This window comes from Kosakonia sp. S57 (assembly GCF_016516575.1).
GTDB classification, from domain to species: Bacteria; Pseudomonadota; Gammaproteobacteria; order Enterobacterales; family Enterobacteriaceae; genus Kosakonia; species Kosakonia cowanii.
Genome location: NZ_JACVUL010000004.1, coordinates 121,401 through 132,186 on the forward strand (window position 1 = coordinate 121,401; position 10,786 = coordinate 132,186).

The following is a 10,786-nucleotide window of genomic DNA, read 5'->3' on the forward strand; positions in this document are numbered from 1 at the left end:
TACTCAATGGCTACAACTGTTAATAACGATCTGGTCATCTATGACGATCTGGCGCAGACCGCTTTCCTCGAGCGCCGCCAGGACAACCTGGAAGTGTTCAACACTTCCTCCAATGGGGCAATCCTGCTGGATAACGAGCTGATTGAAGGCGACTTCCGCAAGCGTGCTTTCTACAAGGTAGGTGGCTCCATCGAGTCGCGTGACGTGAACTCCACCGGCAAGGTAAATGGTAAAAAAATCGGTGCAGGCGAAGCGGTGTCCGTTAAGGCACCGTGGAAATACGGTCCGTACGAAACCACTGAGGAAGCCTTTAAACGCCGTGGCCGCACGGTTGACGAGTTCTCTGAAGTGATTGGCGTTGATGTGGCTGACGCTACCCTGGAAGGCTACGTGAAATATGGCCTTAAGGCGCTGACGGCGGCAATCGGAGCAAACACCGATATGGTGGTGACCGCCGATATCGAAACCGACGGGAAGAAAACCCTGACGCGTGGCCTGCGCAAATACGGTGACAAATTCAACCGCGTGGTGCTGTTCGTTATGCACTCCGCCACCTACTTCGACATTGTGGACGAGGCGATCGCCAGCAAGATATACGAAGAAGCGGGCGTGGTGGTGTACGGCGGCCAGCCGGGCACTCTGGGTAAGCCCGTGCTGGTGACCGATACCATGGATGCCGCCGCTATTCTGGGGCTGGTGGCCGGTGCGGTGACCGTGACTGAATCTCAGGCGCCGGGCTTCCGCTCCTACGACATCAACGATCAGGAAAACCTTGCGGTCGGCTATCGCGCGGAGGGTACAGTCAACGTTGAGCTGCTGGGCTACAGCTGGGACACGGCCAAAGGCGAGAACCCGGATCTGACCGCCATCGGCACGGCCGGTAACTGGAAAAAGCATTTCACGAGCAACAAATCCACTGCGGGTGTGCTGATCAAGCTGGGGGCCGCATCGGGGGAGTAACACTGTCAGCTGATAAAACCTCCGCAACTGCTGACAGTATCGATGCGGTTACCTTTTCCCTGAAATACACCCGTAACGGCGCGGGCATGTCCGGAGTAGCTGTCGTCTGGTCGTCTACTGGCGGCACGCTGAGCACTGAGGGATCACAGACCGGCTCTGCCGGCGGCGCTACGGTGAAACTCACCTCCGATACCGCCGGAACGTTCACCGTGACGGGTACAGCTGATGGAGTGGCGCAAACCAGTGAAGAAATCACTTTCACTGCCGCTGCCGAAGACTAACTGACGGGGCGCAAGCCCCGTTTCTTTGGGTGCAACGATGATCATTACCGATATCACTTCACCGGCCATGAACAGCTATGCAGGCGAGGGGGATTTGAAAGCCTTTGCCGATCTGCGCGATATCACGCTGCCGGAAAAGATCGCGCCATTGCTCATCCGGGCGATGGATTACCTTGAGGGGCTGGACTGGACCGGCTGGCGAAGCGAACCAAAGCAGCCGCTGGCGTGGCCGCGCGCGGGCATCGAACTGGACGGATACGAACTGCCCGCCGGAGAGGTACCGCGTCAGGTTGTTACTGCGCAATGCATGCTGGCGGTCGAGGCGATGGATGGCGATCTGCTGGGCAGTGTGCGAGAAGCAGCTGTGAAGTCCGAACGCGTGGAGGGAGCCGTAACCACGACTTATGCCGTCGCTGATGGCGAAGTGTTCAGACCGTCTTACCCGGCGGTGATGGCTTTGCTCGGCGAGCTGGCTGGTGGTCGTGGCTATGCAGTAAACGCTTTTGCGGAGCGTGCGTAATATGCCTGTTAACTACACCCGCATGAAAGCCACCAGCACGCGCCTGCTCACTGAGAACGGCGCGGCGTACCCGGTAAAGCGTAAGGGCACAGTAACGGTCATCGGAGGCGTTGAACATCCTGAGCCGGATAAGACCTTCACTGCGATCGGCGTGCGGACTGAGTATAGACCCGGCGAAATTGACGGTACGGTCATCATAAACGGCGACATGCGTATTGTGTTTACTGCTGATACCGAGCTGCGCACCGGTGACATGGTGGACGTGGACGGCAAATGGTACCGCATTGAGAAGCCCAACCCGGTCAATCCTGGCAAGCTGCTGTTGTGCTACTGCGCTCAGCTGAGGGCATAACATGGCAGATAACCAGGCGTTTATGGTGTCCATTAATGCGTTCGTCAGCCAGGCAAAGGAGCGACAGGAGGAAGTGGTGCGGGTGGTCGGCATCAAAATCCTGGCGCGGCTGGTGCAGATGTCGCCTGTCGGCAATCCAGAGCTTTGGGCGGTGAACCAGACGGCGGCGGCCTATAACGCGGCGGTCTCCGAGCATAACAGTCTGCTGCGGCAAAACCCGGACAACCTGACTAAAGCAGGGCGGCTGCGGCCAGGCCGCAAAGTTAAGGACGGCATGGATATCAAGGCACCGCCTGGCTACACCGGGGGGCGCTTTCGCGGTAACTGGCAGGTGTCGTTTGACCAGCGCGCCGTTGGCGAGACCGGGCGCATCGACAAGGCTGGCCACGAGACGCTCACCGCAGGCAACCTGGTACTGGAGCAGTTCAAAGTCGGTACCACGGCTATCTATTTCTGTAATAACGTCCCGTACGCCTACCGTCTGGAGATGGGACATTCCAGCCAGGCGCCCGGCGGCATGGTGCGCATCACTGCCGCCGAGTTCCAGCGGTACTTCAGCGAGGCAGTCAGCGAGGTTAAAAATGATACCGGACATCACAACGGCGCTTGAAGCCATGCTGGGACTGTGGGCAGACGGCGAGGGCGTGCGGGTGGCGTGGGATAACATTCAGTTCGACCCGCCTGGCGACGGGCTGTATCTGATCTCCCATGATATGCCCGCGCAGCCGTACAGCATTGATATGGCCGGGGGCTGCCGGGTCTACCCCGGCGTGTATCAGGTCACCGTCGTCGCGCCAGCGGGTGGCGGTAAATCGCAGGCCAAAGTGCTGGCCCGGCGCGTCGCCGGGTTGTTCCCGGAGAACCGGGAGATCCCCGGCGACGGCTTTACCGCCTGGGTGACATCACCGCCCGCCATTTACCCCGGCATAGTGGACGGCGTGTCCTACTCCATCCCCGTCAGCATCAACTACCGGGCTGATATCTCAGCTTGATCATCCCTGCCGGTTCTGCCGGCTTATTTACTTTAATATTACGGAGAATCCCTATGGGCTTCGCATTACCTAATGGCGCCACGGTATTTGTCGGCTCGAAACTCGGCACGCCTGTGGCGGTGACGAGCGTCAGCAATGCCGCAGGCGCTGTCTTTACCGTTGCAAGCGGCCACGGCCTCGCTGTAGGCGATGTGGTGCTGGTTTCCAGTGGCTGGGCACTGATTGATAGCCTGGTTGCGCGCGTCACGGCGCAGACGACCACCAGCGTGACGATCGGGGTGATTAACAGCACCGATACCAACTTCTTCCCGGCTGGCTCCGGCATAGGTTCCTTAAGCAAAGTAGCCGAGTGGACTGAGATCCCGCAGATCACCGAAGTTTCACAGTCCGGCGGTGACCAGCAGTACACGCAGATCCAGTTCCTTGCCGATGACCGCCAACGCAACCTGGCGACCTACAAGGCGGCCAAGTCGCAGACCTTTACGGTTGCGCATGACTCCACGCTGCCTATCTATGCCGTGCTGTCAGCTGCTGACCGTTCCGGTGACACGCTGCCGCTGCGCATGTACGTGCCGAAGGCGAAGGAAACGCGTTACTGGTCGGGTAAGCCGTCTTTCGATCCGCAGCCAACCACTGCACCGAATGCCGTCGAGACGGTACAGCCAGCGTTTGCCATCCAGTCCCGCGATATCACCTTTTACAAAGATGCTGCCCCGCAGGCAGCCGCTTAATCCATTCCCTTAACAGGCCCGGTAGCGGGCCTTTATTTCTGCCGAGGAACACATGGCCACTAAATTTCAGCTCCAGCCCAAACCGACGTTCAAAGCAGACGTCACCATTCCGCGCGCCGGCGAAGATGATGGCGTACTTACGTTTACCTTCTGTCATAAACCGGTCAAAGAACTTGCTGCACTCGAAGAAATCGAGGGAAAAACGGCTATCGACTTCCTGACGGAAATCACCGAGTCCTGGGCACTACCGGATGAGTTCAGTCGTGAAAATCTGGAGATGCTCCTGGATAACTACCCCGGCGCGATGAAAGCGATCGTCGGCACCTACTACCGGGAGCTGACAGGTAACCGCGAAAAAAACTGATAGCGGTTGCCTCGGCGTTTTATACGCCTGAACCCTCCACCGAAGATCTGGCTGCGTTTGGCCTCAGCGCCGAAGACTATACCGAAGAAGAGCTGACAGTTGAGGTATGGCCCGATGTCTGGCTGTCGTTCGCTGTCTTCCAGTCGATGGGCACGCAGTGGCGCACGGGCATGGGCGGCATCACCGGGCTGGATTACAACGTGCTGCCCTGGCTGATGAAGCTGAACGGGGTGGAGGATGAGGCAACCGCGTTAACGGATATTCGCGTAATGGAAAGCGTGGCGCTGAAAATTATGCATCAGGGGGCGTAATGTCTGATATTGCAACAATTTCGCTCCGGGTGAATACCGCCGAGCTGGAGCACGGAAACAAGGCGCTGGACGATTTCCAGCAGACGGCCGGCGGCGCGGCAAACAAGGCCGATGATCTGAACAGCGTTTTCCGGGCGGGTGCCGACAGTCAGAAAAAAAACACTCAGAGCCTGAAAGAGCAAAAAGAAGAGTTGCAGGCTCTTCTGAATAAAATCAGCCCTGTTAACCGGGCAATGGATGAGCTGGAAACGCTGCAAAGCAAACTGGCTGGCTTTCGCGGTAAGGGACTGCTCGGTAATGAGGATTACAGCCGGTTTAGCGCAGTGCTGGATACCACCCGCGATAAATTATTTCAGGTCATGGAAGCAGAGACCGCCGAAGGGCAGGAGCGACTGAAGCTGGCTCAGGACACGCAACGTGCCGCCGCAGCGCAGGACTCTTTCCTGAAATCTCTGAGCGAGCAAGCCGCTACCTTCCGGGCCTCAAAGGCAGATGTGCTTGAGTATCGGGCCTCAATACTGGGTTTAACGCAAGAAGCCGCCCCACTGATTCAGCAAATCAGGGAAAGAGAACTGGCTATCGCCAGTGAGGCTGTGCAGACCCGGATTGCCGCACAAGAGCTTCGTGATAAACAGGCCGCAGAGCGCCAGGCCTTAGCTGAAGCATCCCGCCTGCAGTCACAAAATGATAACTTCGTCGAGTCTCTCCGTAATCAGGCTCTGGCTATCGGTAAATCACGTGCTGAGGTGCTTGAGCTGAAAGCGGCTCAGATGGGACTGCAGCAGGAGGCCGCACCGTACATCGCTGCGCTTAAGGTGCAGGAGGCCGCAACCGCACAGGAAGCAGCAAATAAAAAAGTTTCTGCCATGCAATCCCGCATGCTCAGGGATGCGATTGCAGAGCTGGAGGCTGCAGAGCGCGCCGAGGCATCCGAGATGCAACGTGCGCAGAATATCCGCGACTCATTTGTCCGGACCCTCGAACAGCAGGCAGCATCGATCGGGAAAACACGGGTCGAATTGCTGGAAATGAAGGCTGCCCAACTCGGTGTTTCACAGCAGGCAACTCCTTTTATCGAAAAGCTTCGTGAGCAGGATGAAGCATGGAAGAAGGGCGGCATTAGTGCCGGGCAGTACCGGCAGGCATTAAGGATGCTGCCGGCGCAGTTTACGGATATCGCCACGTCCATTGCTGGTGGCATGCCATTGTGGATGGTGCTGATCCAGCAGGGCGGGCAAATCAGTGATTCTTTTGGAGGTCTGGGCGGGCTTTTTCAATTTATCAAGGAAGAGGTTCTTGGGTTTAAAGAGGCAACAGACGACTCTTCAGAATCACTTTCAGAAAATGCGAACTCACTGGCTGAGAATGCCGAACATGGCAGGGGTATGCTTTCTTTCCTGACTCCTGCCAGGCTTGCTGTTGGTGGGCTTGTGGGGGTGGCTTCACTTCTGGCAATTGCATGGTACAAAGGCGCCCAGGAAGCCAGTGAGTTCAACAAGCAGCTTATCTTAACCGGAAACTATGCTGGTAAAACGGCGGGGCAACTTAGTCAACTTTCCAGGCAAATAGCTGATGATGCTGGTGTGACAATAGGAGAATCATCGGCAACTCTGGCGAAAATTGTTGGGTCGGGAAGATTTGATGGAAATAAACTTGAGGTTGTTGCCAGAGCAGCTGCGGCCATGGAAGATGCGGTTGGGCAGTCAGTAGATACTACGATAGCTAATTTCCAGAAACTTTACGACTCACCAGTAAAGGCGTCCATTGAGCTAAACACTCAGTTGCATTACTTAACTGCGGCGGAGTTTCAGTACATTTCGGCTCTTGAGCGCCGCGGTGATAAGGAAGAAGCAGGGCAAAAAGCTGCTGATAGTTATAGTCGGGCAGAACAGCAACGCAGCCAGCAGGTTATTGACAACCTTGGCCTTATTGATCAGGTGATTCGTGGCGTATCTGATACATGGAAAGCATATTGGGATGCAGCCTTAGGTATTGGTAGAAAAGAATCGACAGCTGAACAGCTTGAGGTTGTGAGGCAAAGAATTAAAGAAATCACCAATCAATCCCGTCCAGGTGTTTTTGGTATGGGTAATGTCGGTGATGGTGGTGCTGCAAAAAGAGAGTTGGCGGCATTGCTTCAGCAAGAGAGAGAGCTTGGGTTTGTTATTAAATCTCAGGAAGGTTTTAACCAGAAAAGGGCTGAGTTTAATAAGATAAATCAAGATGGTATTGATGCGCAGATATCGTTTAATAAATATTTGGATGCTGGAACCACTCAGGCAGAAAAAAGAGCGCTGGCACAAAAGGATTTGAACAAAGCTATTGCCGATAACGCGAAAGCAGTTAAAGCGACGCAGGGCTTACCGTATGAGCAGAGAGTCAAGCCATTGACTCCTGAACAAATATCTAAGGCCCGAGCTGGCATCGAGAAGCTGTATAAAGATCCAAAGATCCCTAAAGCCAAGGGCATAACGATGGCAGCAGGGGATCGTGCTGAGGATTCTGCGCAGGCGGAACTGCTGGCCCTTCAGGCACAGTTGAAAACACTTCAGGATCATCGTTCTGTTAATGACAAAATCAGTCAGCAGCGCAACGACCTTTATGCCACTGAGTCTAAATTTGCCGTCCTGGAAGCGGCCGCGAGCACCCGGCAGTTATCAAAGCAGGAGAAGTCTCTGCTGGCGAGCAAAAATCAGGTGCTGCAACTTGCGCAGCAGAAAGCTCTTCTTGGTGACCAGATCACCGCTCAGGAGCAACTGAATAAGCGGATGGATACGGCGCAGAAATACGTTACTCAGATGGTGGAGAAGCAAGCCGGACTTGCTTCTGGAGCCACGATGAGTGACAGACTCGCCGGGCGACAGGCAAATCTGTCTCAGCTGCGAAGTGGATGGCTCAATGCGGGCGGTGGTCTCAACGATGACGGTTATAAGCGGGAGTTAAAGGCCGCTAACGATTACTACGCAGCAGAAGACAAACTACGTGGCGACTGGATGGCAGGTGCTAGAAAAGGCTGGGCCGAGTACCTTGATGCGGCAACCAACGTTTATGGCTCAATGCAAAGCGTAGCGCAGTCAGCCCTGGGCGGTATATCAGATATGCTGACAAACCTGGTCACTACCGGAACGGCCAGTTTCAAAAGTTTCGCCGCCTCCATGATGAAGATGATCGCTGATGTCATTAACCGGCTGCTGGTGGCGTACACCGTTCAGGCTGCAATGGGATGGATTTCTGCGGGTACCGCATCAGCAGGTAGTGGTGCAGGCCAGTCTTTTGCTGTCCCGTCTTTCCGGCCAGCGTGGAACGGGGGATATATCCCTGAATTCGACACCGGCGGTTACACAGGCGATGGCGGAAAATATCAGCCCAAAGGCGTGGTACACGGCGGTGAGTTCGTCTTTACCAAAGAGGCCACAGCTGCAATCGGTGTCAATAATCTTTATGCGATGATGCGTGGTGCTCAGGGATATGCTGAAGGCGGAGTTGTCGGCAGGCCGCCCATGCTGGGGCTCATGTCCGGTTCTGGTAATGCTGCACCAGTCATTAACACCACTGTAAACGTCGATGCCAGTGGTAACGCTTCGGCTCAATCCAGCAGCTCTGGAGACGCTATGGGGCGCGCCATGGCGGCTGAAATACAAAACGCTGCAACCCTGGTAGTTCAGAAGCACCTGAAGCCAGGGGGCATGATCTACAACTTTACGAAGGGACGTTAGTTTTCAAAGATAATTGCAAGGTGTTTTGCCTAATCCCTGATGCCTGCCTCACTTATGCGGGGCTTTTTTATGGAGCAAACATGGCTGTTGAAACCTATAAATGGCCCGCGCAACTTGGAGCGGGCGCAATCGAATATAACCAGACAATCCGGGCCTCACAGTTCGGCGATGGTTATGAACAGGTGGCTGAAAATGGCATCAACTCTACTGCCATTCAGGTTCCGATGATTTATGTTGGCAAAGAGGTGTTGATAAACGAAATTCGCTCATTCCTGCTGGCTCATACCGTTAAGGCTTTCATCATCACGCCACCTGGCGAGGAGAAGGGGTTGTATCGGGTCGTCAAAGATTCTGTGCGTAAGAACCAGATCAGCAGCAACGCAGCAGAGCTTACTTTCACCATAAAGCGCGCCTACGGCGTCTATGCCTGAGGACAGCCATGACAGCACTTATTGATACGGCAGCCATGCTTGCACCTGGCGGAAAAGTCCGGCTGGTAAAAGTGGACGCCTCAGAATTCAGTGGTGGTATTCACCGCTTTCATTACAGTCCTTTTCCGCATACTCCACGGGAGATTGACGAGGCGCAGGGTGACGAAAGCAAGCTCGGGCCTAAGCCTGTAGTCTTCGATGGTGAGGTCTATGATTTCTGGCCTTTCCAGTTAACAGGCTTGGCTCTCTCAACTGACCAGGCGGCAGAGCCGTCACTCAGCGTCTCAAACCTTGACGGCCATATCTCCGCGCTATGCCTTCAGTTTAAGGACATGGTGAACGCGAAGGTGAGCATTATCGACACCTATACGGTGTATCTGGATGCGGTGAATTTTCCCGACCACGTTAATCCCACTGCCGATCCGACTATGTTCACGATCCAGACCTTCTGGCTGGATACCAAAACGTCCGAAGATGACGAGGTGGTGACTTGGGGGCTAAGCAGCCCGGCAGACTTGCAGGGGCTGGTAATTCCCACCAGACAAATTACTTCCCTCTGTGAATGGGCGCTACGCGGACAATACCGGAGCGGTGACGGTTGCACCTATAACGGTACGGCTTACTTCGACGCAAAGGGAAACCCTGTAGCGGATCCGGCCCTTGATGCCTGCGGCGGTTGCCTAAGTGACTGTCGGAAACGGTTCGGCGCCGGGCTTGCAGAGCCAAACGCGGCGATCCTCGATTTTGGCGGCTTCCCGGCGACGGTTCTTTTCACCCGATAAACGGACATACCAATGAACAAAACCATAATGTCGGCTATCCGGGCGCATGCGCTGGAGGAATCCCCGCGCGAGTGCTGCGGCTTCGTTATCCAGTCTGGCCGTCGCCAGCGCTATATCCCTGTATCGAACACCCACGAAAACCCGACCGAGCATTTCCGTATCGATTCCGAAGAGTGGGCAAACGCGGAGGATTCAGGGGAGATTATCCGCGTTATTCACTCGCACCCCGGCGACGGCGCGCGGCCTATCCCCTCAGATCTAGACCGCCAGCAGTGCGCGCAATCCGGTGTTGTGTGGGGCATCTACGCCCCCGACTGCGACGAATACGCGGAGATCACGCCAGACGCGCCGCCGCTCATTGGTCGCCCGTTTATCCTGGGCTCTTATGACTGCTGGGGCTTGATCATGGACTGGCACGCAACGCAGGGCGTAACCCTCAACGACTTCCGCGTTAATTATCCGTGGTGGGAAAGCCATTACCCTGACGATCTCTACGCCGAAAATTGGGAGCGAGAGGGCTTTATTGAGTGCGACCCCGCGCCCGGTTGCATGGTGATTATGCAAGTGCAGTCGAACAAGTGGAACCATGCCGGGATCATCACTGAGGAAGGAGAATTATTGCATCACCTTTACGGGCGCGTTTCAGAGGTAACACCCTATGCGCGGGGCTATTTCAGAGATCGCACAATGATTTGCGTTCGCCACAAAGATTTACCGGGAACTATCAAGAAATGCCGCGACTAACAACTATTCGCCTATATGGCGCGCTGGGCGCTCGTTTCGGGCGCGTTCATCGCCTCGCGGTGCAAACATCCGCCGAGGCAGTAAAAGCCCTGTGCATCAACTTAGACGGGCTGGAAGACTACCTGATGAACGCCAAAAAGAACGGCATGACCTTCGCCGTGTTTCGTGGAAAGCGCAACATAGGCGTGCAGGATTTCCAGGAGCTGGCTGGTAACAGTGATATTCGTATTGCGCCGGTTATGGAGGGGGCGAAGAAGGCGGGTATGTTCCAGACCATCCTGGGGGCAGTGATGGTGGTCGCAGGTATTATCGTCGGCGTGGCGACCGGCTGGACCGGTGTAGGTCTCACCTTTGGTGCCGGGCTTATCATGTCAGGCGCATCAATGATGGCCGGCGGCATTTACCAGATGCTCTCTCCACAGCCTAAAGGGCTACAGGGACGCGACGACCCTGACAACAAGCCAAGTTACGCCTTCGGCGGTTCGGTTAACACTCTGGCGATGGGTAATCCGGTGGCGCCACTTTGGGGCGAGCGGGAAATTGGCGGTGCGATCATCAGCGCCGGCATAGTTGCGGAAGACATTTGATACTACCCCTCTGAC

14 protein-coding genes are annotated in these 10,786 nt (G+C 55.6%); all 14 read left to right on the top strand.

The window, feature by feature from the left end; translation table 11 throughout:
- The first annotated feature begins 6 nt into the window (after positions 1 to 6).
- Complete coding sequence (locus tag IAE48_RS05345) at positions 7 to 960, top strand: major capsid protein (protein WP_076770035.1); 954 nt, start codon at positions 7 to 9, stop codon at positions 958 to 960.
- Positions 961 to 998: 38 nt separating this feature from the next.
- Positions 999 to 1,241 carry an Ig-like domain-containing protein gene (locus IAE48_RS24035; RefSeq protein WP_370568962.1) on the top strand — a complete coding sequence of 81 codons (243 nt, stop codon included), beginning with the start codon at positions 999 to 1,001 and terminating at the stop codon, positions 1,239 to 1,241.
- A 37-nt stretch (positions 1,242 to 1,278) separates the two neighbouring features.
- Positions 1,279 to 1,761, top strand: a complete 483-nt coding sequence (locus IAE48_RS05355; RefSeq protein WP_200133713.1) for a DnaT-like ssDNA-binding protein — start codon at positions 1,279 to 1,281, stop codon at positions 1,759 to 1,761.
- Position 1,762: 1 nt separating this feature from the next.
- On the top strand, positions 1,763 to 2,113 hold the full coding sequence (locus tag IAE48_RS05360; RefSeq protein ID WP_200133714.1) for a hypothetical protein: 351 nt from the start codon (positions 1,763 to 1,765) through the stop codon (positions 2,111 to 2,113).
- Position 2,114: 1 nt separating this feature from the next.
- Positions 2,115 to 2,723, top strand: coding sequence for a hypothetical protein (locus IAE48_RS05365; RefSeq protein WP_200133715.1), 609 nt, complete (start codon positions 2,115 to 2,117; stop codon positions 2,721 to 2,723).
- Positions 2,695 to 3,105 carry a phage tail terminator-like protein gene (locus IAE48_RS05370; RefSeq protein WP_200133716.1) on the top strand — a complete coding sequence of 137 codons (411 nt, stop codon included), beginning with the start codon at positions 2,695 to 2,697 and terminating at the stop codon, positions 3,103 to 3,105. Before IAE48_RS05365 ends, IAE48_RS05370 begins: the two co-directional genes overlap by 29 nt.
- 53 nt (positions 3,106 to 3,158) lie before the next feature.
- A complete protein-coding gene (locus IAE48_RS05375; RefSeq protein WP_200133717.1) occupies positions 3,159 to 3,836 on the top strand; it encodes a phage tail protein in 678 nt (225 codons plus the stop codon).
- 52 nt (positions 3,837 to 3,888) lie between these two features.
- Complete coding sequence (locus IAE48_RS05380; protein WP_200133718.1) at positions 3,889 to 4,200, top strand: phage tail assembly chaperone; 312 nt, start codon at positions 3,889 to 3,891, stop codon at positions 4,198 to 4,200.
- A gap of 47 nt (positions 4,201 to 4,247) precedes the next feature.
- Positions 4,248 to 4,511 carry a DUF1799 domain-containing protein gene (locus tag IAE48_RS05385; protein ID WP_255564393.1) on the top strand — a complete coding sequence of 88 codons (264 nt, stop codon included), beginning with the start codon at positions 4,248 to 4,250 and terminating at the stop codon, positions 4,509 to 4,511.
- Positions 4,511 to 8,227 carry a phage tail tape measure protein gene (locus IAE48_RS05390; protein WP_200133719.1) on the top strand — a complete coding sequence of 1,239 codons (3,717 nt, stop codon included), beginning with the start codon at positions 4,511 to 4,513 and terminating at the stop codon, positions 8,225 to 8,227. The genes IAE48_RS05385 and IAE48_RS05390 overlap by 1 nt, the downstream gene beginning before the upstream one ends.
- Before the next feature lie 80 nt (positions 8,228 to 8,307).
- Positions 8,308 to 8,658: a phage tail protein gene (locus IAE48_RS05395; RefSeq protein WP_187799125.1), complete on the top strand. Its 351-nt coding sequence runs from the start codon at positions 8,308 to 8,310 to the stop codon at positions 8,656 to 8,658.
- A gap of 8 nt (positions 8,659 to 8,666) precedes the next feature.
- A complete protein-coding gene (locus IAE48_RS05400; RefSeq protein WP_200133720.1) occupies positions 8,667 to 9,440 on the top strand; it encodes a phage minor tail protein L in 774 nt (257 codons plus the stop codon).
- 12 nt (positions 9,441 to 9,452) lie between these two features.
- A complete protein-coding gene (locus IAE48_RS05405; RefSeq protein WP_200133721.1) occupies positions 9,453 to 10,184 on the top strand; it encodes a C40 family peptidase in 732 nt (243 codons plus the stop codon).
- Positions 10,172 to 10,771 (top strand): tail assembly protein, encoded by a 600-nt coding sequence (locus tag IAE48_RS05410; RefSeq protein ID WP_200133722.1) that lies wholly within the window; start codon positions 10,172 to 10,174, stop codon positions 10,769 to 10,771. The genes IAE48_RS05405 and IAE48_RS05410 overlap by 13 nt, the downstream gene beginning before the upstream one ends.
- The last annotated feature ends 15 nt before the right edge of the window (positions 10,772 to 10,786 follow it).

Coding starts and splice junctions, on each gene's coding strand:
- IAE48_RS05355 (WP_200133713.1), top strand. CDS start 1,279: ATGATCATTACCGATATCACTTCACCGGCCATGAACAGCTATGCAGGC.
- IAE48_RS05395 (WP_187799125.1), top strand. CDS start 8,308: ATGGCTGTTGAAACCTATAAATGGCCCGCGCAACTTGGAGCGGGCGCA.
- IAE48_RS05345 (WP_076770035.1), top strand. CDS start 7: ATGGCTACAACTGTTAATAACGATCTGGTCATCTATGACGATCTGGCG.
- IAE48_RS05400 (WP_200133720.1), top strand. CDS start 8,667: ATGACAGCACTTATTGATACGGCAGCCATGCTTGCACCTGGCGGAAAA.
- IAE48_RS05370 (WP_200133716.1), top strand. CDS start 2,695: ATGATACCGGACATCACAACGGCGCTTGAAGCCATGCTGGGACTGTGG.
- IAE48_RS05360 (WP_200133714.1), top strand. CDS start 1,763: ATGCCTGTTAACTACACCCGCATGAAAGCCACCAGCACGCGCCTGCTC.
- IAE48_RS05365 (WP_200133715.1), top strand. CDS start 2,115: ATGGCAGATAACCAGGCGTTTATGGTGTCCATTAATGCGTTCGTCAGC.
- IAE48_RS05410 (WP_200133722.1), top strand. CDS start 10,172: ATGCCGCGACTAACAACTATTCGCCTATATGGCGCGCTGGGCGCTCGT.
- IAE48_RS05390 (WP_200133719.1), top strand. CDS start 4,511: ATGTCTGATATTGCAACAATTTCGCTCCGGGTGAATACCGCCGAGCTG.
- IAE48_RS05375 (WP_200133717.1), top strand. CDS start 3,159: ATGGGCTTCGCATTACCTAATGGCGCCACGGTATTTGTCGGCTCGAAA.
- IAE48_RS05405 (WP_200133721.1), top strand. CDS start 9,453: ATGAACAAAACCATAATGTCGGCTATCCGGGCGCATGCGCTGGAGGAA.
- IAE48_RS05380 (WP_200133718.1), top strand. CDS start 3,889: ATGGCCACTAAATTTCAGCTCCAGCCCAAACCGACGTTCAAAGCAGAC.